The organism is Streptomyces sp. NPDC059355 (assembly GCF_042752335.1).
GTDB lineage: Bacteria > Actinomycetota > Actinomycetes > Streptomycetales > Streptomycetaceae > Streptomyces.
In genome coordinates this window covers 37,942-63,664 of record NZ_JBHYXN010000026.1, presented here as the reverse complement: position 1 = coordinate 63,664, position 25,723 = coordinate 37,942, and the positions used below count along the sequence as shown (strand labels likewise).

The following is a 25,723-nucleotide window of genomic DNA, read 5'->3' as shown; positions in this document are numbered from 1 at the left end:
GCCCCTCCCCGCCGGGAAGGAGTGGGGGTGGGAGGGAGTGCGACGTGACATTGATGCGGATGCGTACAGGGTGGATGCGTACGGGGCGGGTGCGTACGGGACGGCGTGCGGGGAGGCGTGCGGCGGCGGTGTTCTGCGGGGCGGCGGTGCTCGCGGTCCCGCTGGTGGCCGGCGGGGGCGGGACGGCGCGGGCCGCCGGCTCGTGCAACGTGACCACGGGCCCGTACCAGCGGCAGGTGGAGCAGTTCCTGGGGCGGCCGGTCGACGGGTGGCAGTCCGCGGCCGACTGCCAGGCGGTCAAGGCGTTCCAGGCGTTCCAGGCGTTCCAGGCGAAGCACGGGATCACCCCGACCGCGGGGTACGCCGGGCCTCTCACCTGGCAGACGATGAACACCATGCTGGCGCAGCGGGCGGCGGGCACGACCCCGAACAAGGACGGGCAGTGCCCGGTGAACCTGGGCCGGATCGCCTGCGTCGACCTGACCCGCCAGCTCAGCTGGGTCCAGGACGGCGCCGCCCTCACGTACGGGCCGGTGCCGGTGCGTACCGGGAAGGACGGCACCGAGACCAGGACCGGGCTGAAGCGGATCTACTACCGCAGCATCGACCACTGGTCGACGATCTACGACGTGTCGATGCCGTACGCACAGTTCTTCGACGGCGGGATCGCCTTCCACTCGGTGGAGAAGAGCATGTGGAACCCGCCGGGGTCGGGCGGCTGCGTGAACATGCGGTCCGCGGACGCCAAGGCGTACTGGAACCTGCTGGCCAAGGGCGACGACGTGTACGTCTACGGCCGCAAGCCGGGTACGTAGCGGGCTCCGTGCGGCTGCCGTTGTCAGACCCCTCCGGTAGCTTCGGGGTATCGGACCGACTGGGGGAAGACAGCCATGAGTGACGTCGCCACGGGCATCGAATCCGACCTGGACGCGGCGATGGACCGCTACCGGGTCGAGCTCACCGGCTACTGCTACCGCATGCTCGGCTCCTCCTTCGACGCCGAGGACGCGGTGCAGGACACGTACGTCCGCGCCTGGCGCAGCTTCGGGAAGTTCGAGGGGAGATCCTCGCTGCGCTCGTGGCTGTACCGGATCGCCACCAACGTCTGCCTGGACCTGCTGAGCGCGGGGAAGAAGCGGGCCCGCCCGATGGACCTCGGCGCCCCGCAGCACCAGGCGTCCGCAGTGCTCAACGAGCGGCCGGAGGTGACGTGGCTGGAGCCGGTGCCGGACGGGCGGGTGCTGCCGCAGACCGCCGATCCGGCGGAGATGGCGCTGGCGAAGGAGTCCGTACGGCTGGCGTTCGTGGCGGCGCTGCAGCACCTCCCGGCGAAGCAGCGTGCGGTGCTGATCCTGCGCGAGGTGCTGGCGTGGAAGGCGGACGAGGTCGCGACCCTGCTGGACACGACGGTGGCCTCGGTGAACAGCGCCCTCCAGCGGGCCCGGGCGACGATGTCGGCGACCCGGATGCGCGAGAGCGAGACGGCGGACCCGCTGGACGCGGAGCAGGTGAAGCTGCTGGAGCAGTACCTCTCCGCCTTCGAGGCGTACGACATCTCGCGGCTGACCACCCTGCTGCACGAGGACGCGGTGCTGTCGATGCCGCCGTTCGACCTGTGGCTCCAGGGCCACGAGGACATCGCCGCCTGGCACCTCGTTCAGGGCATCGGCTGCAAGGGCTCCCGCCTGGTCCCGACCACGGCGAACGGCCTGCCGGCCTTCGGCCAGTACCGGCCGCGCGAGGACGGGGCCCCGGGCTGGACTCCGTGGGCGCTGCAGGTCCTGGAGGTCTCACAGGGGCGGATCACCGGGCTCAACGCGTTCCTGGACACCGACCGCTGGTTCCCGCTCTTCGGCCTCCCCGAGCAGCTGGAGGAGTCCGGCGAGGTGCAGTAGGGACCGGAGCGCGGGCCCGGCCCCGGTCACCCGCAGCGGCCGCCCGCGCGCGGCGATCCGCAGCCGCGCCAGGGCCTCGACGGCGGCGAGGTCCGGGGCGGTGACGGCGGAGGCGTCGCACTCCACGGCCGCGGCCCCGTCGTCGTAGAGCCGGGCCAGGCGTGCGCACAGCGCGGCGGTGTCGCGCGCGGTCGGTCCGGATCCGGGCAGCACGAGTCGGGTGGTCTCCACGAGATGTTGACCTGCGGGCCTCGACCGACTCATCGGTCACCGCATCACCGCACAGAATGGGCCCGGTGATCACGCCTTACTGGGACCCCGTGCCCACGGCCCGCCGTCTCCTCTCGCTCGACGGCTCGCCCTACGCCACCTTCGGCACGCCCGTCTTCCAGGGCGAGTGGGCCGACCGGAACTGGCGCAACGTCCCGGGCCCGTTCTACGGGGCCGACACCGACTGCATGCAGTTCGGACGGGACCATGCACGCGACCACGTCGCCTTCGACGACTTCCACGAGTTCGTCTTCCGCCAGCCGGTGAACGAACGGGAGACCGAGGCCCTCGTGACCGCCGCCGGCTGGGAGCTGTACAACAACTACGCCTGGGACGGCGACGACCACTGGACCCCCGAGGGCGTCCGCGCGTGGTGGCGGGAGCGCGGGCGGGTGCGGGAGTGGGCGGTGGCCGCGGCCGCGGAGTGGTCCTCCTACACGGAGAACCCGATGTACGTCCCGCACTACCACGACGCCGCAGACGGCCACCGGGACTTCGTCGCGTACATCGACGACGGGCTGGAGGCCTACCTGCGCGGCTACCTGTTCTGGCTGGACCTGCGGCGGGAGCCGGCGCCCGGGGAGGCCCTGCCCCGGCTCTGAAAGGACGCCGGCGCGGCTCCGGACGGGGAGCCGCGCCGGCGCGCAGGGGGCCGCAGGTCAGGCGATGCGGTCCAGGACGATCGGCGTGGCGGAGAACGCCGTACCGGCCGGGGCGATGTCGTACGTGCCCTCCAGGGAGGCCAGGGCGTACTCGAACTTCTCCGGGGTGTCCGTGTGCAGGGTCATCAGCGGCTGGCCGGCCACCACGGTGTCGCCCGGCTTGGCGTGGAGCTCGATGCCCGCGCCCGCCTGCACCGGGTCCTCCTTGCGCGCGCGGCCGGCGCCCAGGCGCCAGGCGCCCACGCCGACGCCGTACGCGTCCAGGCGGGTCAGGACGCCCGAGGACGGGGCGGTGACCACGTGCTGCTCGCGGGCGACCGGGAGGGCCGCGTCCGGGTCGCCGCCCTGGGCCGCGATCATCCGGCGCCACACGTCCATCGCGGAGCCGTCAGCCAGGGCCTTGGCCGGGTCGGCGTCCTTGATGCCCGCCGCGTCCAGCATCTCGCGGGCCAGGGCCAGGGTCAGCTCGACGACGTCGGAGGGGCCGCCGCCGGCCAGGACCTCGACCGACTCGCGGATCTCCAGCGCGTTGCCGGCCGTCAGGCCGAGCGGGGTGGACATGTCGGTGAGCAGGGCGATCGTCTTGACGCCGCTGTCCGTGCCGAGGGCGACCATCGTCGAGGCGAGCTCGCGCGCGTCCTCGATGTTCTTCATGAAGGCGCCGGTGCCGACCTTCACGTCGAGGACGAGCGAGCCCGTGCCCTCGGCGATCTTCTTCGACATGATCGAGGAGGCGATCAGCGGGATGGCCTCGACGGTGCCGGTCACGTCGCGCAGCGCGTACAGCTTCTTGTCGGCGGGGGCCAGGCCGTCGCCCGCCGCGCAGATGACCGCGCCCGTGGTGTCGAGGACGTGCAGCATCTCCTCGTTGGAGAGCAGCGCACGCCAGCCGGGGATGGACTCCAGCTTGTCGAGGGTGCCGCCGGTGTGGCCGAGGCCGCGGCCCGAGAGCTGCGGTACGGCCGCGCCGCAGGCGGCGACGAGCGGGGCCAGCGGCAGGGTGATCTTGTCGCCGACGCCGCCGGTGGAGTGCTTGTCGGCGGTCGGGCGGGACAGGGAGTCGAAGTTCATCCGCTCGCCCGAGGCGATCATCGCGGCGGTCCAGCGCTTGATCTCGGCGCGGTTCATGCCGTTCAGCAGGATGGCCATCGCCAGCGCCGACATCTGCTCGTCGGCGACGACACCGCGCGTGTACGCGTCGATGACCCAGTCGATCTGCTCGGGGCTCAGCTCACCGCGGTCCCGCTTCGTTCGGATGACGGAGATGACGTCCATGTGGTGCTTCCTTCTACGCGCATAGAGAGGGTGGAGAGAGAAGAAGAGGGAATCACGACGGCCCTTCGCCCGGCAGGGCGAAGGGCCGTCGGCACGGCTATCTCAAGTGGTCCGGCCCGAAGGCCTGCGGCAGCATCTCGGCCAGCGGAAGGACCCCCTTGGGGGTCTCCACCAGCAGTTCCGGTCCGCCGAACTCGAAGAGCAGCTGGCGGCAGCGGCCGCACGGGACGAGGATGTCGCCCTTGCCGTCCACGCAGGTGAAGTGCGTCAGGCGGCCGCCGCCGGTGGCCTGCAGGGAGGAGACCAGCCCGCACTCGGCGCACAGGCTGAGCCCGTAGCTGGCGTTCTCCACGTTGCAGCCGACGACGATCCGGCCGTCGTCCACGAGGGCGGCCACCCCGACCGGGAAGTCCGAGTAGGGGGCGTACGCCCGGGACATGGCGTCCCGGGCGGCCTCCCGCAGGGCTTCCCAGTCGGGCTGGATCGCCGTCGTCACTTGCCCTGGCCCTTGCGGTACGGAAGGCCGTCCGCCTTGGGCATCCGCAGCCGCTGCGCGGACAGCGCGAGCACCAGCAGCGTGGTGACGTAGGGGGCGGCATCGACGAACTGGCTCGGGACGGAGTCGGTCAGCCCGTACCAGAGGAAGAGACCGGCCGCGCAGGCCGCGGCGATCGCGCCCTGGACGTACTTCTTCTTGTACAGCTGCCATACGAGGACGATCACGAGCAGAATCGCGAGGAGCAGCAGCATCGCGTGGACGTTCTCGGAGCCGCCGCGCAGCCGGAGGCTGTAGGTGAAGCCGAAGAGGCCCGCGCCGAGGGCCATGCCGCCGGGCATCCAGTTACCGAAGATCATCGCGGCGAGACCGATGTAGCCGCGGCCGCCGGTCTGGCCCTCCTGGTAGATGCCGGTGGAGACGATCGCGAGGAACGCGCCGCCGAGGCCGGCCATCCCACCGGAGACGATCACGGCGATGTACTTGTACTTGTAGACGTTGACGCCGAGGGACTCGGCGGCGACGGGGTTCTCACCGCAGGAGCGCAGGCGCAGACCGAAGGAGGTCCGCCACAGCACCCACCAGGTGGCGGGGACCAGCAGCACCGCCACGACCGTCAGCAGCGACAGGTTCGTGACGAGGCCGCCGAGCACACCGGCGAGGTCCGAGATCAGGAACCAGTGCTTGCCCTGGAGCGTGGCCAGCCAGTCCGAGAGCCCTGGGATCGTGATCTCGGTGATCGGGTCGATGCGCGGGGACTGCTTGGAGGAGCCGCCCGGGGCCTTGTCGAAGGTGAAGTTCGACAGGTACTGGGTGAAGCCGACGGCCAGGATGTTGACCGCCACACCGGAGACGATGTGGTTCACGTTGAACGTGACCGTGATGATCGCGTGCAGCAGGCCGCCGAGGGCTCCGCCGACGATGCCCATCAGGACACCGGTCCACGGACCCCACTGGTAGCCGGCCCAGGCACCGAACCAGGTGCCGAGGATCATCATGCCTTCGAGGCCGATGTTGACCACGCCCGCGCGCTCGGCCCACAGGCCGCCGAGGCCCGCGAGGCCGATCGGCACGGCGAGCTGGAGGGCGCCGGAGACCTGACCGACGGAGGTCAGGTCGTCGGCGCCGGAGATGACCCGGGCCAGGGAGATCAGGGCGAGGCCGCCCGCGATCATCAGCAGGATCCAGGGGAGGGTGACCTTGCGGCGGCCGCCTCCCTTCTTGGGTGCGGCGCTCGTCGCGGAAACGGTGCTGGTGCTCACGCCGCGACCTCCTTGTTGTCGGTCTTGAGGGCGTGGCCGGCGGCCAGCTCTTCGCCGACCTTCTGCTGCTGGCGGCGGATGCCGTAGCGGCGGACGAGCTCGTAGCTGACGACGACGGCGATGACGATCAGGCCCTGCATGATCGTGCCGATTTCCTTGGCGTAGCCGTTCTGGTCGAGGCCGGCCGAGGACTTGTCGATGAAGGCGATCAGGAAGGCCGAGAAGAGGATGCCGACCGGGTTGTTGCGGCCGAGCAGCGCGACGGTGATGCCGGTGAAGCCGATGCCCAGCGGGAAGGACAGGTTGTACGTGTGGGATTCGCCGAGCAGCAGCGGCATGCCCGTCAGGCCGGCGACCGCGCCCGAGATGAGCATCGCGGTCATGATCATCTTCTTGGGTTCCACACCGGAGGCCTGCGCGGCGGACTCGCTGGCACCGGAGGCGCGCAGGTCGAAGCCGAAGCGGGTGCGGTTCAGCACGAACCAGTAGACGATGCCGAGCGCGAAGGCCACGAAGGTGAAGCCGTAGATGTCGCCACCGGGCAGGGACAGGGCCGGGAACCAGCCCGAGTCGGGGATGTCACCGGTGGTCAGGTCGTTCGAGCCGGCCGGCTGCACGCCGAGGTTCTTCGGCAGCAGCAGCCATGCGATCACGGAGGTCGCGATGGCGTTGAGCATGATCGTGGAGACGACCTCGCTCACACCGCGGCGGGCCTTCAGGATGCCCGCGATGCCGGCCCAGAAGGCACCGGTCGCCATGGCGACGAGCACGATCAGCAGGATGTGCAGCGGACCGGGCAGCGCGACCTTCGCACCGACCACGGCCGAGATCATCGCCGCGAGGCGGTACTGGCCGTCGACGCCGATGTTGAAGAGGTTCATCCGGAAGCCGATGGCGACGGCCAGGGCTGCCAGGTAGTAGATGCCGGCCTGGTTGACGATCAGGACCTGGACGTCCTCGTAACCGGCCTGGTCGATCATGATGCGCAGCGGGTCGATCGGGTCCACGCCCGATGCGGCCAGCACGATCATGGTCAGCACGAAGGCGCTGACCAGTGCGAGCGCGGGTCCGGCCGCAGCGAGCAGCAGCCGGTCCTTGTCGAATTTCTTCATCGGGCCTCGTCCTCCGTCGTGTCACCGTCGGCAGCGGCGGAAGGGTTGTCGGTGGCGTCCAGGTGTCCGCGGGCGGCACCCGTCATGGCGGTGCCGAGCTCCTCGGGCGTGATGGTCGCCGGGTCGGCGTCCGCGACCAGGCGGCCGCGGTAGATGACGCGCAGGGTGTCGGACAGGCCGATCAGCTCGTCCAGGTCGGCGGAGATCAGGAGCACGGCCAGGCCCTCGCGGCGGGCCTCGCGGATCGCGTCCCAGATCTGCGCCTGCGCGCCGACGTCCACACCACGGGTGGGGTGGGCGGCGATGAGGAACTTCGGGCTGTGGCTCATCTCGCGGCCGACGATCAGCTTCTGCTGGTTGCCGCCGGAGAGGGAGGCCGCGGTGACCTCGATGCCGGGGGTGCGGACGTCGTACTCGCGCACGATCCGCTCGGTGTCCTTGCGGGCGGCCTTCGGGTCGAGGATGCCGCGCTTGGAGTTGGGCGCCTCGGTGACGTGGCCGAGGATGCGGTTCTCCCAGAGCGGGGAATCCAGCAGCAGCGCGTGGCGGTGGCGGTCCTCGGGGATGTAGCCGATGCCGCCCTCGCGGCGCGCCCGCGTCGGCGTGCTGGAGATGTCCTTGCCGTCCAGGGTGATGACGCCGCCGTCCGGGAGGCTCATGCCCATGAGGGCCTCGATGAGCTCCGTCTGGCCGTTGCCCTCGACACCTGCGATGCCGAGGACCTCGCCCTTGTGGATGGTGAAGCCGATGCCGGCGAGCACCTCGCGGACGACGCCGTCGGGGTCGGTGGCGGCCAGCCGCAGGTCCTCGACCTTGAGCATCGCGACGTCCGTGACCGTCGACTCGCGGGTCTCCGGCGTGGGCAGCTCGCTGCCGACCATCAGCTCGGCGAGCTGCTTGGTCGTTGCGGTCTTCGGGTCGGCGGTGCCGACGGTGGTGCCGCGGCGGATGACGGTGATGTCGTCGGCGACCTTCAGCACCTCGCCCAGCTTGTGCGAGATGAAGATGACGGTCAGGCCCTCGGCCTTGAGCTCGCGCAGGTTGTCGAAGAGTGCGTCCACCTCCTGCGGCACGAGCACCGCGGTGGGCTCGTCGAGGATGAGGGTGCGGGCGCCGCGGTAGAGGACCTTGAGGATCTCCACACGCTGGCGGTCGGCGACGCCGAGGTCCTCGACCAGGGCGTCCGGGCGCACGCCCAGGCCGTACGCGTCCGAGATCTCCAGGATCTTCTTGCGGGCCTTGGAGCCGATGCCGTAGAGCTTCTCGCCGCCGAGAACCACGTTCTCCAGGACGGTGAGGTTGTCGGCGAGCATGAAGTGCTGGTGCACCATGCCGATGCCGCGGGCGATGGCATCGCCGGGGCTGGAGAAGGAGACCTGCTCCCCGTCGACGGCGATGGTGCCCTCGTCCGGCTTCTGCATGCCGTAGAGGATCTTCATCAGGGTCGACTTGCCGGCACCGTTCTCACCGATGAGGGCGTGGACCGTGCCCTTGCGGACGCTGATCGCGATGTCCTTGTTGGCGACGACGCCGGGGAAACGCTTGGTAATGCCGTTCAGTTCTACGGCGAGAGGGGGGCTGGACGCGTTGATGACGCACTCTCCTTGGCGCGGAAGGAGCTGGAAATGCCAAGTTGGCAGGAGGACAGGGCGGAGATCGGCCGGGCGGGTGGGCGGGAGGAGGACGGTATCGCGTCCACGATGCCTCTACGCGCGTAGCACTGTCGAAAGTGAAAACTTGCGGCCAACTGGCCACAAGATCACAGAACACGGCTCGGGGTCCGGGAGCGATAGAGACCGCTTCCCGGACCCCGGAGACCACTACTGCATGTCAGAGACGGCCTTACGGGGCGGTCTTGACAGTGATCTTCTTCGCGATGATGTCGGCCTTGGCCTTCTCGACCGCGGCGGTGATGTCGGCCATCTGCTTGTACGCAGGGTTGGAGTCGGCCAGGCCGACACCGTTCTTGTCGAGGCCGTAGCGGATCTCACCGATCTGCGGCTTGCCGTCCTCGACCGACTTGATCAGGTTGTAGACCGCGTCCGGAACGTCCTTGGTGACCGAGGTCAGGATCTTGTCCTTGTACTTCGACAGACCGGCCTGGTTGTACTGGTCGGAGTCGACGCCGATGGCCCACTTGCCCGCGTTGGCGGTGGCCTCGATCGCACCCGAACCGGCGAGGCCGGCCGCGGAGTAGATCACGTCGGCGCCGCCGTCGAGCTGGCCCTTGGCGGTGGCCTTGCCGAGGTCGGGCTTGGCGAAGCCCGAGAAGTCCGGCGGCTGCGTCAGGTAGGCCGACAGCACCTTGGCGTTCGGGTTGGTGTCCTTGACGCCCTGGGTGAAGCCCGCCTCGAACTTCTTGATCAGCGGGACCTCGACACCGCCGATGAAGCCGACCGTGCCGGTCTTCGAGGCCTTGGCGGCGGCGACGCCGGCCAGGTAGGAGCCCTGCTCCTCGTTGAAGACCAGGTTCGCGATGTTCGGAGCGGTCACCGAGGTGTCGTCGATGAGGCCGAAGGTGGTCTTCGGGAACTTCTCGGCGACCTTCTTGATCGCCGGCGCGTAGGCGAAGCCGACGCCGATGACCGGGTTGTTGCCCTTGCGCGCGAGCTCGGTGAGGCGCTGGACCTTGTCCGCCTCGCTCTCGCCCTCGGTGGGCTCCGCCTCGGCGCCCTTGACCTTCAGTTCCTTCTCGGCCTTCTCCAGGCCGGCGAAGGCGGCGTCGTTGAACGACTGGTCGCCGCGGCCGCCGATGTCATAGGCGATGGCTGCGGACTTCGACGACGAACCGGCCGACTCCGAAGAGGACGCGGTGGAGTCGGAAGACTTCTTTCCGCCACAGGCGGTGGCCGAGAGGGCCAGCGCCGCGGACGCGATGCCCACGGTGGCGATCCTGGTGATCCGGCGCAAGGGGAGGCTCCTTCAAAACCTGACCGAAGCGCCACGACCGGCGCTGGTTTCGCGGCGATCGTAACGCGCGTAGATGTCAGTTAAAGGGCCGTTCATGAGTCGTTATCGGATCGTCGCGAATCGGACAGTGACCATTCGGTAACTCCCCAACCGTCCAGCCCTTGTGTACCAAGGGCTGGACAGGTGTGAAGGGAAGCGCTCAGATGTTGTACAAATTTTTGCCCGATCGCTATCCGGCCGGCCTGGTACGCCGTCCGTCGAGCAGGGCGGCGGCCGTGAAGAACTCCACGCCGACCCCGATCGCGGACTCGTCCACGTCGAAGTCGCCCCGGTGCAGGTCCCTCTTGGCGCTCGCGCCCGGGGCGTGCACGCCGAGCCGGGCCATGGCTCCGGGCACGTGCTCCAGGTACCAGGAGAAGTCCTCGCCGCCGAGGCTCTGCTCGGTGTCCTCGATCGACTCCTTGCCGAGCCGGGCCGCCATCGCCTCCCGCAGCAGCTCGGTGACCACCGGGTCGTTGACGACCGGCGGCACCCCGCGCACGTAGGTGATCTCGGACTTGGCCCGGTGCATCCCGGCGATCTCGTCGATCGCGGCGTGGATCTGATCGGGCGCCTCGTGCCAGGCGTTGATGTCCAGGCAGCGGATCGTCCCGGAGAGCTCGGCGTGCATCGGGATCACGTTGCAGGCGTGCCCGGCCTCGATCCGGCCCCAGGTGATCGACATGCCCGAGCGGGCGTCCATCCGGCGCGACAGGACGGCCGGCAGGTCGACGGCGACCCGGGCGGCGGCGGTCACCAGATCGGTGGTCAGGTGCGGCCGGGCGGTGTGCCCGCCGGGGCCGGACAGGCTGATCTCCAGCCGGTCGCAGGCGGAGGTGATGGGGCCGGTGCGCAGTCCGATCTTCCCGGCGTCGACCCGCGGGTCGCAGTGCACCGCGATGATCCGGCCCACGCCGTCCAGGACGCCGGAGGCGATGGCGTCGGTGGCTCCGCCGGGGAGCACCTCCTCGGCCGGCTGGAACAGCAGCCGCACGGGACGGGGCAGCAGGCCCTGCCGGTCGAGGTCGGCGAGGACCAGGCCGGCGCCGAGGACGACGGCGGTGTGCACGTCGTGGCCGCAGGCGTGGGCGCGGTCGGGGAAGGTCGAGCGGTACGCGACGTGGGTCTTGGTGTCCGGAATGGGCAGGCCGTCGATGTCCGCGCGGAGGGCCAGCATCGGCCGGCCCCCGTCCCACGTGCCCACGTCACAGATCAGGCCGGTTCCGGACTTCAGCACGCGGGGCCGCAGTCCCGCTTTCTCCAGCCGGGCCTTGATCGCCGCCGTGGTGCGGAACTCCTGGTGTCCTAGCTCGGGGTGCATGTGCAAGTCCCGGCGGAACTCGATCAGTTCGGCACGCAGGTGGTCCGGAATCTTGCCGGGCAGCTCGGGCCGGTCAGGCGTGCCGGGCAGGGCGGTCTGGGACTCGCGGGACATCAACTGGTTCACCCGTTGAAGGGTAGGCGCACGAATGGCCCAACTGGCTGTGGATCACCAAAAGTTCATGCCGTTAGGGGAAAAAAACCAGACCTCTGGACGCATGACCGGATGCACCCGGGGGTAAACTCGCGCGCTCATCCGGCCGCGGAGGCGGTCTGGGCAGGCAGTCTGTGCACATCACGGGCGGTCTCGGTGACCCCGGCGAGGAAGCTGCGGGCCCGCGGCGAGGCGGAGCCGGTGAGCCAGGCCGGGTCGACATCGCATACGGCGACGGTCACACCGGTTCCGGTCAGCGCGTACGGCAGGGTGTGGACGACGGTGGACGGAAAGCTGACGATCGTACGGCCGACCGGTCCGCGCCGGGCGATCAGCTCCAGCGGCAGGTCCGGCCGGACGATCTCCAGCCCGGTCGCCTCGCCGAGCGTGCGCAGCTTCTCCGCGGACTCGCGGCGGTGCGCGAAGTAGCGGGTCGCTCCGTGTTCCAGCGTCAGGGCGCGTACGGCGTCCAGGTAGCGGGCCGGGTCGACGACGCCGGTCTCCACGAGGGAGGTGCCGACGAGATCGGTGCCCTTGGTCAGGCGCGGCGGGCCGAACCGGGCGCGGGTCCAGGCGAACTCGTTGACCCGGAGCGTCATCCCGCTGTGGACGGTCACCGGCATCGAGCTGAACACCTCGACACGGCGGCCCGTGCCCGCGGCCGGGGTGAAGCGGCGCCGGGCGGTGGCCGAGACCGGCGCGTACGCCAGCTCGCGGACGCGGCCGGGCAGGCCGCCGCTGCCGACCCGGTGCCAGCGTACGAGGCGCTCGCCGCGGGCGGTCTGGGCGACGAACTCCATGGTGGCGGTGCCGTCGTCGACCACCACGACCTCTTCGGCCCGTACGAGGGTGAGCAGGAGCTGCACGTACCGGGAGAAGGGGTCGCCGACGACGACGCGGCGGGCCGCGCGCACGTCCCTGGCGAGCGCGGCGAGCGCCTTGAGCGGGGCGAGCCGGCCGCCGCGGGCCTCCTGCCAGACGACCTCGTACCCCTCGTCCCGGGCCAGGCCGACCATCCGGCGCAGCTGGCCGCGGGACATGGGGTCGGTGGGCGGCAGTACGACGATCCGCAGCCAGGACCCGGCCCCCGCCGGGAGCGCCGGGACCGCGGCGCTCCCTGCGCTCCCGGCCGCGGCGGCGGTCCCGGCCGGGCCGCGGGCGGCGGCCGGGCCGGGCTGGCGCGGGACGGCGCCGAGCAGCGGGGCGCCGCCCGGTGCGGTCGCGGCTTCGGCGTGCGCCCACTCCAGCACGTTCAGGAGTTGGACCGGACTCTCGACGAAAGCCAGGCTGGAGGCAGAGGGGGTCACCACGTACTCCTCGTCAGGTGCGGGGGCGGGGCGTCGTACCGGGTCAGACCGAGGCGAGCTCGCCCTGGAACCGGCGGAGCTTCTTCATGGGGCCGAGCTCGGAGTCGTAGACGCGCTTCACGCCGTCGCCGAGGGCGGTCTCGATGGTGCGGATGTCGCGGACCAGGCGGGCCAGGCCGCCGGGCTCCACGGAGGCGGCCTGGTCGGAGCCCCACATGGCGCGGTCGAGGGTGATGTGGCGTTCGACGAAGGTGGCGCCGAGGGCGACGGCCGCGAGGGTGGTCTGCAGGCCCGTCTCGTGGCCGGAGTAGCCGATCGGGACGTTGGGGTACTCCTCCTGCAGGGTGTTGATCACCCGCAGGTTGAGCTCCTCCGCCTTGGCCGGGTACGTGGACGTGGCGTGGCAGAGCAGGATGTTGTCGCTGCCGAGCACCTCCACCGCGTGGCGGATCTGCCTCGGGGTGGACATGCCGGTGGACAGGACGACGGTGCGGCCGGTCGCGCGCAGGGCGCGCAGCAGCTCGTCGTCGGTGAGGGAGGCGGAGGCCACCTTGTGGGCGGGGACGTCGAACTTCTCCAGGAAGGCGACGGCCTCGGTGTCCCACGGGGAGGCGAACCAGTCGATGCCGCGCTTGGCGCAGTGCTCGTCGATGGAGCGGTACTCGGCCTCGCCGAACTCCACGCGGTGGCGGTACTCGATGTACGTCATCCGGCCCCAGGGGGTGTCGCGCTCGATGTCCCACTGGTCGCGCGGGGTGCAGATCTCCGGGGTGCGCTTCTGGAACTTCACGGCGTCGCAGCCCGCCTCGGCCGCGGCGTCGATGAGGGCGAACGCGTTGCCGAGGTCGCCGTTGTGGTTGATGCCGATCTCACCGACGACGTACACGGGGCGGCCGGGGCCGGCGGTGCGGGAGCCGAAGGTCCGCAGGCGGGAGTTGGGGGTGGCGACGGTCATGGCAGCTGAGGTCCTTCGTTCGGTGCGTGGGGGTGCTGAGGGGAGGTGAACAGCGGGGCAAGGAGGCGGGCGCGCGCCAGGTCGTGCGGGTCGTCGATCTCCAGGACCCGTGCGGGGTCGGTGGCGACGGGGAGGGTCCGCCCGAAGAAGCGGTGCCGCGCGCCGCGGAAGCCGGCGGCGTCCATGGCGTAGGCGGCGCCGGTCTCCAGCAGGTCCTGGGGCCGGTCCTGGCGGCGGGGGCGGACGGCCTTGTCGTGGTTGACGCCGACGCCGGTCCCCCCGTCGCGGTCGGCCGCCTCCCGCCAGAGGAAGCCGTGGAACGGGGCGACGGTCAGGGCCGAGTCGGCCGCGCCGGTGGCGACGGCGGCGGCGACCGACTCGACGTCGGAGGCGGTCAGGAAGGGGCTGGTGCACTGGACGAGGAGGACGACGTCCACGGTGAGGGAGTGCAGTTCCTCGAAGGCGTCGAGCGCGTGCAGCACGGCGGCCTCGCTGCTCGCGGTGTCCCCGGAGATCGCCGCGGGGCGGCGGATCGCGTCGGCGCCGGCGGTGCGGGCGGCGTCGGCGATGGGGTCGGCGTCGGTGGAGACCACGACGTCGGTGACGGTGGCCGCACCCCGGCAGGCCTGGACGGCCCGTACGACGAGCGGGACTCCGGCCACTTCGGCGAGGTTCTTGCCCGGGACCCCCTTGGAGCCGCCCCGGGCCGGGATCACGGCCAGTACGCGGGGGCGGGCGGCGGCGTTCGCGCGGGGGCTCACAGCTCCCCCATCCGGCGGATCATCGGGGCCACGCGCTGGACGCCGTGCCGGTACGCCCCGCGGGCGGCGTCGCGCAGGTGCGCGCGGAGCCGGCGGCGCAGCCGGGATTCCCCGCCGCTCTCGCGGAGGGCGCCGGGCAGCGGGGTGCCGTCGGGGGCGAGGTGGTGGCGGGCCAGGATCCCGGGCAGGTACCCGGGCGCGGTGACCTCCGTGTAGTAGGGGGCGACGGCGGGGAGCACGGGGAGGTCCAGCAGTTCGCCGAGCCGGGCGCGGGCGGCGGCGAAGGGGTTCTGGGCGCCGGACGCGCCGGACGCGCCGGCCGCGCCCGTCACTCCCTGGTCGGCCAGCCACTGCGGGTCGCCCTGCGGCAGCAGGCCCGCGTCGAGCTGGTCCCAGGAGGCCAGGCAGCCCGAGCCGAGGAAGTGGTGGTTGCCGAGCACCTCGCGGATGCCGAGGTCGGTGAGGACCGCCGTCGGGATCCCGCGGTGCAGGGACTCCAGGGCGGCCGTGGAGGAGACGGTGACCAGCAGGTCGGTACCGTCCAGGACCTCGCCCATGTTCCCGTACACCAGGCGGCAGTTGGCGGGCAGTCCGCCCGGGATCCGCTCGGCGAGCCGCTGGTACGGCTGCTCCTCCAGGTGCGTGGTGTGCTCCCCGGGCCGGCTGCGCAGCTTGATCAGCACCTCGCGCTCCGGGTGCAGCCGGGCGTGCCGGGCGGCCCGCTCCAGCAGGTAGGCGCGGTCGGCGCGGCTTTCGGGGACGGAGGGCTGGACGGCGAAGACCACGGTGTGCGCGCGGCTGCCGGCCTTCTCGTACGCCGCTCCGTCCAGGAACGGCAGTGCCGTCCGAGTGACGGCTTCGGCGTCCGCGCCGACGCCCTCGTAGACCGCGCGGAAGCGTCCCGCGTCGTACCGGGAGTTGGCGAGGACGAGATCGGCCCCGTGGCGCAGCAGCAGCCCGTCGGCGAGCTTCTCGTATACGACGCCCACGTACCCGGTGACGAGCACGGGGCGGTCGGCCGGCCCGGGCCACAGCGCGCGGACCCCGTGCAGGACGGCCTGGACGGCCCCGCCGACGAGGGCGAGGACGACGACGTCGTACTTCTCGCGCTCGATCTCCGCGAGGAACTGTGCGCAGGTCACCTCGGAGAGCCGGTCCGCCCGGACGCCCACTTCACCGAGCTGGCGCGCGGTCGGGGTGGCCCGGCCGCGGAGCAGGAACCCGGTGAGGTGCGGCTGCGTCGCGAGGCGGCGGGCGGTGAGTGCGCCCCATTTCCACCGCGTATCGGAATCGGCGAGCACGGCGACGCGGAGGGCGGTCCGGGGATGACTGCGAGATGCTGCGCTATTACTGACTGGCACCCGGCAGAAGCTATTCCGCAATTTCGGTGATCGGCCCAACGAATGCACAACAGCGGGTTAACAACCCGTCTACGTCATGCGAAACCGCACCGGTTAACGCGCCCGCCCCGCTTCGTTCACATGGAATCCGCGTACGGGCCATGGTGAATGCCGGCCAACGCCTTAATGTCTCGCGGGTGCTCAAGCTCTCTGTTGTCGTGCCGTTCTACAACGTGCAGACATACGCGCCGGATGCCCTGAAAAGCCTCGAACTGAACGCCCGGGACGATTTCGAGTTCCTGCTCGTCGACGACTGCTCGACGGACGGCACGCCCGAACTCCTGGAGCGGGCGGCGCGCGAGCTGCCGGGGGCGGTGCTCCTCAGACACGAACGGAACGGCGGCCTGGCCACCGCCCGGAACACCGGCCTGGACGCGGCGCGCGGCGAGTACGTCGCGTTCCTGGACGGCGACGACTGGCTGGCACCCGGCCACCTGGCCCGCACGCTGGCCGCCATAGAGGCTCTGAGCTGCGATTTCGTCCGCAACGACCATGTCCAGGTGACCGGCCGCACCCGCAGCGTGCAGCGCGTCCCGTACGGCCCGCAGCTGGTCGTCGGCGATCCGCGCGCCGGGATCCTGCCCGCCTCCCGGGCCACCTCGGTCGACTACCCGTACGCCTGGGCCGGCATGTACCACCGGCGGCTGCTGGACCGCGGGCTGCTGCACTTCACCGACGGCCTGCGGACGGCGGAGGACCGGCCGTGGATCTGGCGGCTGCACCGGGGGGCCAAATCCTTCGCGGCGGTCGGGCTGCCGGGGATCTTCTACCGGCGCGGGGTCGCGACCTCGCTCACTCAGATCAAGGACGAGCGCCAGCTCGATTTCATCAAGGCTTTCGACCAGGTCCTGGCCGATACGGCCGAAGACCGGGAAAGTGATCTTCTGCTTCCGAAAGCCGTCCGAACATATTGTGCAATTATCGCGCACCATATCGGGACCATCGAAAGGTATGAACCGGCCGTGGCCAAGAAACTCCGTTCGATGAGCACGGCCGCGCTCGGACGCATGCCCCAGGACGTACTCGACCAGGCCCTGAACGCGATGGACGCCGAGCGCGCCGGAGTGCTGCGCCGCCTGCGCCGCCGGCCCGCACGAGCGGGAGCCACGCTCTGATGGCGACTCCCGACACCCCCTGCACGCAGATCTTCCTCGCCTCCACCCTCTACGGGATGGCCACGCTCGCCGCAGGCATCGACGCGGGCGGCTTCCCGCCGGCCGGCCGCCGCATCCTGCTCACCAGCAACCACGCCCTCACCGCCGAGGTCTCCCCCGGCCTCGCCGACATGCCGGGCTTCGCCGCGCTGCGCACCCGCTTCGACGAGGTGCTCGACTGGAACGCCGCCATCGCCCCGCAGCACCCGAGCGCCTGGGCCCCGCGCCCCGAGGACGTCCCGCTGTGGGAGCGGCAGCTCCGGGCGATCTGGGGACTGGGCGAGGACCGCGTCGAGATCATCGTGGAGTCGATCCAGGTCCCGCCCGCCCGGACCCTGTGCACGCTGTTCCCCGGCGCCGCCGTCGACGTCTACGCCGACGGGCTGATGAGCTACGGGCCCACCCGCTTCCGCCTCGACCCGCAGCTCGGCATGCGCGTGCGCCGCGTACTGCACCTGGACCTGGTGCCGGGTCTGGAACCGCTGCTGCTCACCGAGTTCGGCGTACGGCCGGAGCTGGTCCCGACCCCCGAGTTCCTGAAGGTGCTCGCCGAGCTGCCCTCGTACGGGCCCGAGCTCGACGGGGTCGGCGAGGCCCCGGCGCTGCTGCTCGGCCAGTACCTCTCCGCGCTCGAACTCCTCTCCCCGCAGGAAGAGGAGGAGCTCCACGTGGAGATGGTCCGGGGCGCGTACGCCCTCGGCCACCGCGAGCTCGTCTTCAAACCGCACCCCAGCGCCCCGGCCGCGTACTCGCGCCGCGCCGAGGCGGAGGCCGAGCGGCTCGGCGCCCGGCTCACCGTCATGGCCACCCCGGTCCTGGCCGAGACCCTCTACCAGCGGCTGCGCCCGGCGCTGGTCGTCGGCTGCTTCTCGACCGGGCTGCTGACCGCCGCCACCCTGTACGGACTGCCCGTCGCGCGCACCGGGACCGAGGCCATACTGGCCCGCCTCACCCCTTACCCGAACAGCAACCGGATCCCGCTGACGATCGTGGACGCGCTGCTCCCCTCGCTCGGGGACGCCGCGGCCGTGGCCGGCTGGACCGCGCCCGGCCCCGAGGAGAACCGGGACCGGCTGACCGGGCTGCTCACCGCCGTCGGGTTCACCATGCAGCCGCAGATCCTGGCGGCGCGGCGCACCGAGGCCGAACGCCACCTGGCCGCGCATCCGGACGACCGGACCCGGCGCTATTTCAAGCGCCGCCGGCTGACCGCCCTCGGGCTGCCCGGCGGCATCCCGGCCCAGCTGTCCTTCCTGCCGCACAGCCCGGCCGTCCGCCGCGTGGTCCGCCGGCTGAAGCGGCTGCGCGCGGCCCGCACCCGCTGACCGGCGGCCGCCGGCTCGGCCGGGCTAGCCGACTGCGAGCTTGGCGGCGAAGCCGAGGAACAGCACGCCCGCCGCGGAGGTGGCCCCGGCCGAGAGCCGCTTGCGGCGGCGGAAGGCGGCGGACAGCCGGGTCCCGCTGAAGATCAGCAGGGTCAGGTACAGGAAGCTGCCGAGCTGGAGCAGCGCGCCCAGCAGCAGGAACGAGAGCGCCGGGTAGGCGTACGAGGGATCCACGAACTGCACGAAGAAGGAGACGAGGAACAGGATCGCCTTGGGGTTGAAGAGGCTGATCAGCAGCGCCCGGCGGTACGGCCGCTCCCCCTCGGCGGCCTCGCCCGCGGGCGGGGCCTCGGCCTGTTCCTCCCGCTCGGCCCGCGAGCGCCACAGCGCCCACGCCCCGCGCATCATCCCGACCGCGAGCCAGGTCAGGTACCCGGCGCCGAGCACCTTGACGATGCCGAAGGCCACCGGACTGGTCTGGAGCAGCGCCCCGGCGCCCACGGCGGAGAGCACCATGAGCACGGCGTCGCCGGTGAACACCCCGGCGGCGGCCTTGTACCCGGTCCGCACCCCGCGGCGGGCCGCGACGGAGAGCACGTACAGCGAGTTCGGCCCCGGCAGCAAAATGATCAGTATGAGCCCGACGAGATAGGTCGGCAGATCGGTGACACCCAGCATGAGCAGGAGTGTCCCATAGGGTTGCTCCTGTCGTGGCCGGCGCTTTCCATTAAATACGTCACCATGTGGAATCCGTCGGTTCGTACGTCCCCCAGACCTCCCGCAGCGCGTTGCAGACCTCGCCCACCGTGGCCCGGGCGCGCAGGGCCTCCTTCATCGGATACAGCACGTTCGCCGTGCCCGCCGCCGCCTCGCGCAGGCCGGCCAGCGCCGCCGCCACCGCCCCGCCGTCACGCTCCGCGCGCAGCGCCGCCAGCGCCTCCCGCTGCCGGTTCTCGATCTCCGGGTCGACACGCAGCGGCTCGTACCGCTCCTCCTGCTCCAGCGCGAAGCGGTTGACGCCGACCACGACGCGCTCGCCGCCGTCCGTCTCCCGCGCGATGCGGTACGCGTTCCGCTCGATCTCCCCCTTCTGGAAGCCGGCCTCGATCGCGGCCACCGCGCCGCCCAGGTCCTCGACCCGCCGCATCAGCCCGAGCGCCGCCTCCTCCACCTCGTCCGTCATCCGCTCCACCGCGTACGAGCCGGCGAAGGGGTCGACGGTGTGGGGCACGTCCGTCTCGTACGCGAGCACCTGCTGGGTGCGCAGCGCGAGGCGCGCCGATTTCTCCGTCGGCAGGGCGATGGCCTCGTCGAAGGAGTTGGTGTGCAGCGACTGGGTGCCGCCCAGCACCGCCGCCAGCGCCTGTACGGCAACCCGTACGAGGTTCAGCTCGGGCTGCTGCGCCGTCAGCTGGACCCCGGCCGTCTGGGTGTGGAAGCGCAGCATCAGCGACTTCGGGTTCCGGGCCCCGAACTCCTCGCGCATGATGTGGGCCCAGATCCGCCGCGCGGCCCGGAACTTCGCGACCTCCTCCAGCAGCGTGGTGCGGGCGACGAAGAAGAAGGAGAGGCGCGGGGCGAACTCGTCGATCTCCATCCCGGCGGACAGTGCGGTCCGTACGTACGCGATCCCGTCCGCCAGCGTGAAGGCGATCTCCTGCGCGGGCGAGGCCCCGGCCTCGGCCATGTGGTAGCCGGAGATGGAGATGGTGTTCCAGCGGGGGATCTCGGCCTTGCAGTACCGGAAGGTGTCCGCGGTCAGCCGCAGCGAGGGCCCGGGCGGGAAGATGTAGGTGCCCCGTGCGATGTACTCCTTCAGCACGTCGTTCTGCACGGTGCCGGTCAGCTGGGCGCCCGTGATCCCGTGCTCCTCGGCGACCAGCTGGTACATGAGGAGCAGCAGCGCCGCCGGCGCGTTGATCGTCATGGACGTGGAGACCCGGTCGAGCGGGATCCCGTCGAAGAGCACCCGCATGTCGTCGACGGAGTCGATGGCCACGCCGACCTTGCCGACCTCCCCGTGGGCGAGGGGTGCGTCGGAGTCGTGTCCCATCTGCGTCGGGAGGTCGAAGGCGACCGAGAGTCCGGTGCCGCCGCCCTCGATGAGCTGCCGGTACCGCGCGTTGGATTCGGCCGCCGTCCCGAACCCGGCGTACTGCCGCATGGTCCACGGCTTGCCGGTGTACATCGTCGAGTAGACGCCTCGCGTGTACGGATACGCCCCTGGTTCGCCCAGTTTGCCCCCGGGATCCCACCCCGTCAGATCGCCCGGCCCATACACGGGTTCGATCGGGATGCCGCTCTCGGTACTCGCCATGTGACCAAACCCTCCATGGAGCAAACGGGCTCGGGGCTGATACAACTCCCCGCGGCGGCTCCGGCTGTCGTCCGACGGCCGCTGGTCACAATGGCGCAACATCCCCGGACCGTCTGCAACTGTCCACGCCCGCCAGGCATCACCTACATACACGACGTAGAAATCGGGGGACTGCAATGCTTCGCCAGAGAGTCATAATCCGCACGCTCGGGGTGGCCACCGCCGTCGCGCTCGCCGCGACCGCCTGCGGGCCCCAGAAGACGGAGCCGGCCGGCTCCGCTTCGAAGGTTCCGTCCGCGTCCGCGGCGGGTTCCACCCCCGAAACCTCCCCGTCCACGGACAACAAGCCCGCCGACGCCTCGCCCTCACCCTCGGCGTCCGCCTCGGAGTCGGCCTCGCCGTCCGCGTCCCCCTCGCCGGCGGTCAAGGCCGTCATGGCGAACGGCGACGAGAGCGAGCAGGTGCGCGAGCTCCAGGCCCGCCTGAAGCAGCTCAAGTACATGACGGTCGCGCCGACCGGCTTCTACGGCTCGAAGACGACCGCCGCGGTCAAGTCATTCCAGTCGAAGAGCGGCCTGACGGCCTCGGGCGCGGTCGACGACGCCACCTGGAAGAAGATCCAGAGCGTCAGCAAGAAGCCCACCGCCGACGAGCTGCGCCCGCCGACCGTCAACGAGGTCGACGCCCCGGACCCGCGCTGCATGACGGGCCGCGTCATGTGCATCAGCAAGGAGAGCCGCACGCTCGCCTGGATGATCGACGGCAAGATCGTCTCCACGCTGGACGTCCGCTTCGGCTCCGAGAACACCCCGACCCGTGAGGGCCAGTTCAAGGTGGAGTGGAAGGCCAAGGACTGGACGTCGACGATTTACCACACGCCGATGCCGTACTCGATGTTCTTCAGCCAGGGCCAGGCGGTGCACTACTCGGCCGACTTCGCGGCCCGCGGCTACGCCGGCGCCTCGCACGGCTGCGTGAACGTCCGGGACAAGGGCAAGCTCGCGTCGCTGTTCGAGCAGGTGCAGGTCGGCGACAAGGTCGTCGTCTACTGGTGATCCCCGATGGCCGGGCGGCGCCGGTGATCCCGGTGTCCCCGGTGATCCGGTCTGTGAAGTAAATGGCGCGGGCAGGGCCGGGGGAACGAACCCTGCCCGCGCCGGGTGCGCAGAGCCCAGGGGTACGGGGGGAACCCCGGCTCATGCGCGGCCGATGACCAGTCGGCTCGATATGTACTGCGCCGCAGGTTCGAAAAGTGTTACAGCCCGTTCATGACGTCGTCCGGAACCTTCCCGGTGCGCTCGTACGGACCACCCGAAAGGTGGCCGGAAACCGCCGTCCGGGCCTTCGGGACCTCAGCGCGACGGCAGGCGGGCGGGCGCCGACATCCCCGGGCTGGCCGGGGCCAGCGTCGGGGCCTTGAACACGTCGCCCCCGGTGTCCGAACCGCGCGGAACGGTCGGGGTGGTGCTCCTGACCGGCCCGTCGAGCAGTTCCTCGCAGAAGTGCGGGATGCGCGCGAGGCCCTTCGCCAGCTCCGAGAGCTTGTCCCGGCGGTCCGAGTTCATCTCCCCCGAGCGGTAGGCCTCGCACAGGTCCACCGCCTTGAGGCGGGTCTGCTTGTCCCCGTCCTTCAGCGAGGTGGTCCCGCCGGCGAGCGCGTCCTTGCCGTCCCGCGTGCCCTTGCCGTCCCGGCCGTCCGGGTCGGCGCCGCCGCCGGACGCCGCGTCGGGGCCCGTCACCGTTCCGGTTCCGAACCCCTGCAGCGCGCCCGAGTCCAGGCCGCCGGGCGTCTGCCCGCCGCCCGGGCTGGGCTGCACTCCGTCGGCGCCCCGGAACGGGGTGGGCCGCAGCTGCGGGCCCGGGGTCGGGTCGCCGGTGTCGCCGGGCGGCGAGGGGTTCTCGTCGGCACTGAGGGAGACCGCCGGCACGGGACCCGCCGAGTCGTGCGTGCTCCGGTCCAGCAGCCCGGCTCCCGCGGCGACCGCGAGGCCCCCGACGGCGACGCCCGCCAGCGCGGCGACGAGCCCGAAACGCACCGGGCGGCCGCGCCGGGCCGGGGACACGGGAGCGGCGAGAGGAAGGATCCTGCCGAGTTCCACGAGGGGGGAGGTGTCACCGCCGAACGACGCCGGCGTCCCCGATATCCCAGACATCCCGGACATCGCCGGCATGCCGGATGCCTCGGCCCCGCCGCGCGCCGCACGGAAGGCGGCCACCGCGGCGGCCTCGCCGGGCAGTTCCGCACCGGCGCACGGCTGCGGCCCGGCCAGCATGTCGAGGGCGGCCCTGAGCCGGGCCTCCGCTTCGCGGGCGCTCCGGTCGCCGCCAGATACGGCCTGGCCGCCGCCGAGCAGTCGTTCCGCCGCGGCCCGGTCCAGCCACCTGTTGCGCTCGTCGGCCATCACATGTCCTTCTGCGTCCGCCAACGTGAATGCGTCACACCGGTTTGCCGTACGAGACCGCCGCCCCGGCCGCGTTGTGCGGGCACGGCGTCGAGATCCCTCCCGCCCCCGCCGTCCCGCGCCTGGCCACCGGCATTATGACCGACCGGGTCCACCGGATCCGAGCCCGGATCCGACTCCGGCGCGAAGCCGCCGTCCGCGCCGAGCAGCTCGGCCAGTTTCTTCAGGCCCCGATGGGCCGCGGTGCGTACGGCCCCGGGCCGCTTGCCCAGGGTCTCGGCCGCGGTCTTCGCGTCGAGGCCGACGACGACCCGGAGCACCACGGCCTCGGCCTGGTCCTGCGGAAGCTGCGCGATCAGCGCCATGGCCCGGCCGGTCGACAGGGCCTCCATCGCCTCGCCGGCGGTGTCGCTGTCGGCGGCGCGCCCCGTCAGCTCGGTCTCGTCACCGCCGATGGCGGGACGGCGTCCGCGCATGCGGATGTGGTCGAGCGCGCGATTGCGGCCGATGCGGGCGGCCCAGCCGCGGAAGCGGTCGGCGTCGCCGGTGAATGAGTCGAGGTCGCGGGCGATCTGCAGCCACGCCTCCGAAGTCACGTCCTCCGCGTCGCCGTCTCCGACGAGCGTGCGTATGTAACCGAGCAGGCGCGGGTGCACGGCGCGGTACACAGACCGGAACGCGCTCTCGTCGCCGCCCTGTGCCGCGAGCACCGCGGCGGTCAGCTCCGCGTCGTCCCCCAGCAAAGTCCCCAACCGTTTCACTGTCCTGTATCTGTGGCGCAAATCAGCACGTTACGGCTTTCAAGTACCTTCGTCCACGAGTTGTACGGGGAGCAACCAATCGTGCGCGAAGCGGGGTGTGACACAAAACGCACTCGCGGCGCTGACAGGGGTACGGGCTTGTCGCACGAGCCCGTACGGACGGCGACCGGGGCCTCTCCTGTGGGGGGTGGCGGCCTCGGTCGTCTTCCTCCCTCCCCCACCAGGCCGTTCCCTCGCCACGCCCGTCATCCTTTCGGCTCACTTCCTGGTGAAAACCTCGTATCGGTACGACACACCCGGCCCGGCGTCGCTAGCGTGGCGGTACACCCACGCCACGCCCCGAGGAGCCCCCCGCTGTCCAGCCACCTTCCGGCGCAGGCCCGCGGCAGCTCCGATCCCCTCCCCGGCTCCGGACTGGCGCGGTTCAACGCCCTCTCCCCCGAAGCCGCCGAGGCCGTGCTGCTGCACTGCTGCGGGAGCCGGCGCTGGGCGCAGCGGGTGGCCACGCACCGCCCGTACCCGGACCCGGGCGCGATGCTGGCCGCCGCCGACGAGGCCTCGTACGACCTCTCCCAGGCGGACCTGAGCGAGGCGCTGGCCTCGGAGGTCCCGGTCGAGCTGGACCACGGGGCCTCGTACGCCGCGCTGCTGGCGCTCGACGCCGCGCACGCCGAGTACGAGCGCAACTTCGGCCACGTCTTCGTGATCTGCCTGGACGGGCACCCCCCGGAGGAGCAGGCGGACCAGCTGCTCGCCGCGATCCGGCGGCGGATGGGACTGGAGGCGGACGAGGAGCGGTCGATCTCGGCGGACGAGCTGCGCCGCCTCGCCCAGGTGCGGCTCGCCGACCTGACACACTGGCTGACCTCCCAGGACGGGGTAAACGCCGAGGATTCAGGGCTATTCGCCCCTGTGGGATAGCCCGTCCGTGCCTGTTTGATCACACCGATGGACCCGGCGCGAGGGAACCGACAAAGCGTCGCTACGATGTCCGGGGCCGGAGGACCGTACCCGGCCGGGCCCGACCGACAAAGAAGCCGGCTGGCCCCCGCCCCGCTTCCGGAGGGTTTTCCGTGCCGGCTGGAACGTTGTACCGCGGCCGGGAAGGAATGTGGTCCTGGGTGGCTCATCGAGTCACCGGCGTCCTCATCTTCTTCTTCCTGTTCGTACACGTCCTCGACACCGCTCTCGTCCGCGTCTCTCCCGAGGCGTACGACGATGTCGTGGCTACCTACAAGACTCCGATCGTCGCGCTGCTGGAGTACGGCCTCGTGGCCGCCATCCTGTTCCACGCGCTCAACGGTCTCCGTGTGATCGCCGTGGACTTCTGGTCCAAGGGCCCCCGTCTCCAGAAGCAGATGCTCTGGGGCGTCATGATCGTCTGGATCATCCTGATGATCGGGGCCCTGTACCCCGTCCTGGGCCACGCAGCTGCCGAACTGTTCGGGAAGTGACACGCATGTCTTCTGACACTTCTTCCGCCCAGGCCATCGGCGACGTGGAGGGCGTAAGCCTCTACGACGTCGACAACCCGGCGCCGTACATCGAGGCCCCGCGCAAGCGCACGGGCAAGACGCCCCGCTCGACCCGCGGCAACTTCGAGATGGCCGCATGGCTGTTCATGCGCCTCTCGGGCATCGTCCTCGTCGTCCTCGTCATCGGCCACCTCCTCATCCAGCTGGTGCTGGACGGCGGCGTGTCCAAGATCGGCTTCGCCTTCGTGGCCGGCCGCTGGGCGTCCCCGTTCTGGCAGGTCTGGGACCTGCTGATGCTGTGGCTCGCCATGCTGCACGGCACCAACGGTCTGCGTACCGTCATCAACGACTACGCGGAGCGCGCCAACACGCGGCTGTGGCTGAAGGGCCTGCTCTACACCGCCACGGTGTTCACCATCATTCTGGGCACGCTGGTGATCTTCACCTTCGACCCGAACATCCGCTAGGCAA

General features: G+C 71.2%; 24 protein-coding genes and 1 pseudogene. 9 read left to right on the top strand and 16 right to left on the bottom strand.

Going from position 1 to position 25,723, the window contains the following annotated elements:
* Nucleotides 1-59: 59 nt before the first annotated feature.
* Both ACFXGI_RS24030 and ACFXGI_RS24025 read left to right on the top strand, forming a co-directional pair.
* The gene (locus ACFXGI_RS24030; RefSeq protein WP_384710154.1) at nucleotides 60-815 is read left to right on the top strand and encodes a L,D-transpeptidase; all 756 of its coding nucleotides are present in this window, start codon (nucleotides 60-62) and stop codon (nucleotides 813-815) included.
* 75 nt (nucleotides 816-890) lie between these two features.
* Nucleotides 891-1,895: a sigma-70 family RNA polymerase sigma factor gene (locus ACFXGI_RS24025; protein WP_384710151.1), complete on the top strand. Its 1,005-nt coding sequence runs from the start codon at nucleotides 891-893 to the stop codon at nucleotides 1,893-1,895.
* Here the strand turns inward: ACFXGI_RS24025 and ACFXGI_RS24020 are convergent.
* Nucleotides 1,791-2,126, bottom strand: a complete 336-nt coding sequence (locus tag ACFXGI_RS24020) for an STAS domain-containing protein (protein ID WP_384710149.1) — start codon at nucleotides 2,124-2,126, stop codon at nucleotides 1,791-1,793. The two genes, ACFXGI_RS24025 and ACFXGI_RS24020, sit on opposite strands and share 105 nt — an antisense overlap.
* A 65-nt stretch (nucleotides 2,127-2,191) precedes the next feature.
* Here ACFXGI_RS24020 and ACFXGI_RS24015 point away from each other — a divergent pair, with 65 nt between their 5' ends.
* A complete protein-coding gene (locus tag ACFXGI_RS24015) occupies nucleotides 2,192-2,767 on the top strand; it encodes a ferredoxin (protein ID WP_384710146.1) in 576 nt (191 codons plus the stop codon).
* A 57-nt stretch (nucleotides 2,768-2,824) separates the two neighbouring features.
* Here ACFXGI_RS24015 and ACFXGI_RS24010 read toward each other — a convergent pair whose 3' ends face one another.
* The 11 genes and pseudogenes from ACFXGI_RS24010 to ACFXGI_RS23960 all read right to left on the bottom strand — a co-directional run bounded on the left by ACFXGI_RS24010 (nucleotide 2,825) and on the right by ACFXGI_RS23960 (nucleotide 15,719).
* Nucleotides 2,825-4,102 (bottom strand): thymidine phosphorylase, encoded by a 1,278-nt coding sequence (locus tag ACFXGI_RS24010; protein ID WP_030865301.1) that lies wholly within the window; start codon nucleotides 4,100-4,102, stop codon nucleotides 2,825-2,827.
* 97 nt (nucleotides 4,103-4,199) lie between these two features.
* The gene (locus tag ACFXGI_RS24005) at nucleotides 4,200-4,598 is read right to left on the bottom strand and encodes a cytidine deaminase (protein ID WP_384710143.1); all 399 of its coding nucleotides are present in this window, start codon (nucleotides 4,596-4,598) and stop codon (nucleotides 4,200-4,202) included.
* On the bottom strand, nucleotides 4,595-5,860 hold the full coding sequence (locus ACFXGI_RS24000) for an ABC transporter permease (RefSeq protein WP_384710140.1): 1,266 nt from the start codon (nucleotides 5,858-5,860) through the stop codon (nucleotides 4,595-4,597). The genes ACFXGI_RS24005 and ACFXGI_RS24000 overlap by 4 nt, the downstream gene beginning before the upstream one ends.
* On the bottom strand, nucleotides 5,857-6,972 hold the full coding sequence (locus ACFXGI_RS23995; protein WP_384710138.1) for an ABC transporter permease: 1,116 nt from the start codon (nucleotides 6,970-6,972) through the stop codon (nucleotides 5,857-5,859). The genes ACFXGI_RS24000 and ACFXGI_RS23995 overlap by 4 nt, the downstream gene beginning before the upstream one ends.
* Nucleotides 6,969-8,531 carry an ABC transporter ATP-binding protein gene (locus ACFXGI_RS23990; RefSeq protein WP_234435541.1) on the bottom strand — a complete coding sequence of 521 codons (1,563 nt, stop codon included), beginning with the start codon at nucleotides 8,529-8,531 and terminating at the stop codon, nucleotides 6,969-6,971. The genes ACFXGI_RS23995 and ACFXGI_RS23990 overlap by 4 nt, the downstream gene beginning before the upstream one ends.
* A 283-nt stretch (nucleotides 8,532-8,814) precedes the next feature.
* Nucleotides 8,815-9,882: a BMP family protein gene (locus ACFXGI_RS23985; RefSeq protein ID WP_384710136.1), complete on the bottom strand. Its 1,068-nt coding sequence runs from the start codon at nucleotides 9,880-9,882 to the stop codon at nucleotides 8,815-8,817.
* Between the two features lie 229 nt (nucleotides 9,883-10,111).
* Entirely contained in the window at nucleotides 10,112-11,356 is a 1,245-nt protein-coding gene (locus ACFXGI_RS23980) for an amidohydrolase (protein ID WP_384710261.1), read from the bottom strand.
* A 137-nt stretch (nucleotides 11,357-11,493) separates the two neighbouring features.
* Entirely contained in the window at nucleotides 11,494-12,705 is a 1,212-nt protein-coding gene (locus ACFXGI_RS23975) for a hypothetical protein (protein ID WP_384710133.1), read from the bottom strand.
* 40 nt (nucleotides 12,706-12,745) lie between these two features.
* Complete coding sequence (locus ACFXGI_RS23970) at nucleotides 12,746-13,657, bottom strand: N-acetylneuraminate synthase family protein (protein ID WP_384710130.1); 912 nt, start codon at nucleotides 13,655-13,657, stop codon at nucleotides 12,746-12,748.
* 47 nt (nucleotides 13,658-13,704) lie between these two features.
* Nucleotides 13,705-14,418: pseudogene (locus ACFXGI_RS23965) on the bottom strand (cytidylyltransferase domain-containing protein); the annotation flags it as partial.
* Nucleotides 14,415-15,719, bottom strand: coding sequence for a DUF6716 putative glycosyltransferase (locus tag ACFXGI_RS23960; RefSeq protein WP_384710127.1), 1,305 nt, complete (start codon nucleotides 15,717-15,719; stop codon nucleotides 14,415-14,417). The pseudogene ACFXGI_RS23965 and the gene ACFXGI_RS23960, both read right to left, overlap by 4 nt.
* Before the next feature lie 236 nt (nucleotides 15,720-15,955).
* On the opposite strand from ACFXGI_RS23960, the gene ACFXGI_RS23955 reads away from it, so the two are divergent.
* Together ACFXGI_RS23955 and ACFXGI_RS23950 are read left to right on the top strand one after the other, a co-directional pair.
* Complete coding sequence (locus tag ACFXGI_RS23955) at nucleotides 15,956-16,933, top strand: glycosyltransferase family 2 protein (protein ID WP_384710124.1); 978 nt, start codon at nucleotides 15,956-15,958, stop codon at nucleotides 16,931-16,933.
* A complete protein-coding gene (locus ACFXGI_RS23950; protein WP_384710121.1) occupies nucleotides 16,933-18,297 on the top strand; it encodes a polysialyltransferase family glycosyltransferase in 1,365 nt (454 codons plus the stop codon). Before ACFXGI_RS23955 ends, ACFXGI_RS23950 begins: the two co-directional genes overlap by 1 nt.
* A 24-nt stretch (nucleotides 18,298-18,321) precedes the next feature.
* Here the strand turns inward: ACFXGI_RS23950 and leuE are convergent, their stop codons facing one another.
* Both leuE and ACFXGI_RS23940 read right to left on the bottom strand, forming a co-directional pair.
* Nucleotides 18,322-18,975, bottom strand: coding sequence for a leucine efflux protein LeuE (leuE, locus tag ACFXGI_RS23945; RefSeq protein ID WP_384710118.1), 654 nt, complete (start codon nucleotides 18,973-18,975; stop codon nucleotides 18,322-18,324).
* A 58-nt stretch (nucleotides 18,976-19,033) separates the two neighbouring features.
* The gene (locus tag ACFXGI_RS23940) at nucleotides 19,034-20,614 is read right to left on the bottom strand and encodes a methylmalonyl-CoA mutase (RefSeq protein WP_384710115.1); all 1,581 of its coding nucleotides are present in this window, start codon (nucleotides 20,612-20,614) and stop codon (nucleotides 19,034-19,036) included.
* A gap of 176 nt (nucleotides 20,615-20,790) precedes the next feature.
* On the opposite strand from ACFXGI_RS23940, the gene ACFXGI_RS23935 reads away from it, so the two are divergent.
* Nucleotides 20,791-21,669, top strand: coding sequence for a peptidoglycan-binding protein (locus tag ACFXGI_RS23935; RefSeq protein WP_384710112.1), 879 nt, complete (start codon nucleotides 20,791-20,793; stop codon nucleotides 21,667-21,669).
* A 297-nt stretch (nucleotides 21,670-21,966) separates the two neighbouring features.
* Here ACFXGI_RS23935 and ACFXGI_RS23930 read toward each other — a convergent pair whose 3' ends face one another.
* Both ACFXGI_RS23930 and ACFXGI_RS23925 read right to left on the bottom strand, forming a co-directional pair.
* The gene (locus tag ACFXGI_RS23930; protein ID WP_384710109.1) at nucleotides 21,967-23,016 is read right to left on the bottom strand and encodes a hypothetical protein; all 1,050 of its coding nucleotides are present in this window, start codon (nucleotides 23,014-23,016) and stop codon (nucleotides 21,967-21,969) included.
* Entirely contained in the window at nucleotides 23,016-23,759 is a 744-nt protein-coding gene (locus tag ACFXGI_RS23925; RefSeq protein ID WP_384710258.1) for an RNA polymerase sigma factor, read from the bottom strand. The genes ACFXGI_RS23930 and ACFXGI_RS23925 overlap by 1 nt, the downstream gene beginning before the upstream one ends.
* 333 nt (nucleotides 23,760-24,092) lie before the next feature.
* Between ACFXGI_RS23925 and ACFXGI_RS23920 the strand changes: the two genes are divergently transcribed.
* The 3 genes from ACFXGI_RS23920 (at nucleotide 24,093) to ACFXGI_RS23910 (ending at nucleotide 25,719) form a co-directional block, all read left to right on the top strand.
* Nucleotides 24,093-24,698 (top strand): 2-oxo-4-hydroxy-4-carboxy-5-ureidoimidazoline decarboxylase, encoded by a 606-nt coding sequence (locus ACFXGI_RS23920; RefSeq protein WP_384710106.1) that lies wholly within the window; start codon nucleotides 24,093-24,095, stop codon nucleotides 24,696-24,698.
* A 152-nt stretch (nucleotides 24,699-24,850) separates the two neighbouring features.
* Nucleotides 24,851-25,231 (top strand): succinate dehydrogenase, cytochrome b556 subunit, encoded by a 381-nt coding sequence (gene sdhC / locus ACFXGI_RS23915; RefSeq protein ID WP_078988574.1) that lies wholly within the window; start codon nucleotides 24,851-24,853, stop codon nucleotides 25,229-25,231.
* A 5-nt stretch (nucleotides 25,232-25,236) separates the two neighbouring features.
* Complete coding sequence (locus ACFXGI_RS23910) at nucleotides 25,237-25,719, top strand: succinate dehydrogenase hydrophobic membrane anchor subunit (protein WP_030865242.1); 483 nt, start codon at nucleotides 25,237-25,239, stop codon at nucleotides 25,717-25,719.
* Nucleotides 25,720-25,723 lie beyond the last annotated feature (4 nt).

Coding starts and splice junctions, on each gene's coding strand:
- ACFXGI_RS24030 (WP_384710154.1), top strand. CDS start 60: ATGCGTACAGGGTGGATGCGTACGGGGCGGGTGCGTACGGGACGGCGT.
- ACFXGI_RS24025 (WP_384710151.1), top strand. CDS start 891: ATGAGTGACGTCGCCACGGGCATCGAATCCGACCTGGACGCGGCGATG.
- ACFXGI_RS24010 (WP_030865301.1), bottom strand. CDS start 4,102: ATGGACGTCATCTCCGTCATCCGAACGAAGCGGGACCGCGGTGAGCTG.
- ACFXGI_RS23995 (WP_384710138.1), bottom strand. CDS start 6,972: ATGAAGAAATTCGACAAGGACCGGCTGCTGCTCGCTGCGGCCGGACCC.
- ACFXGI_RS23980 (WP_384710261.1), bottom strand. CDS start 11,356: ATGTCCCGCGAGTCCCAGACCGCCCTGCCCGGCACGCCTGACCGGCCC.
- ACFXGI_RS23970 (WP_384710130.1), bottom strand. CDS start 13,657: ATGACCGTCGCCACCCCCAACTCCCGCCTGCGGACCTTCGGCTCCCGC.
- ACFXGI_RS23950 (WP_384710121.1), top strand. CDS start 16,933: ATGGCGACTCCCGACACCCCCTGCACGCAGATCTTCCTCGCCTCCACC.
- leuE (WP_384710118.1), bottom strand. CDS start 18,975: ATGCTGGGTGTCACCGATCTGCCGACCTATCTCGTCGGGCTCATACTG.
- ACFXGI_RS23940 (WP_384710115.1), bottom strand. CDS start 20,614: ATGGCGAGTACCGAGAGCGGCATCCCGATCGAACCCGTGTATGGGCCG.
- ACFXGI_RS23935 (WP_384710112.1), top strand. CDS start 20,791: ATGCTTCGCCAGAGAGTCATAATCCGCACGCTCGGGGTGGCCACCGCC.
- ACFXGI_RS23930 (WP_384710109.1), bottom strand. CDS start 23,016: ATGGCCGACGAGCGCAACAGGTGGCTGGACCGGGCCGCGGCGGAACGA.
- ACFXGI_RS23910 (WP_030865242.1), top strand. CDS start 25,237: ATGTCTTCTGACACTTCTTCCGCCCAGGCCATCGGCGACGTGGAGGGC.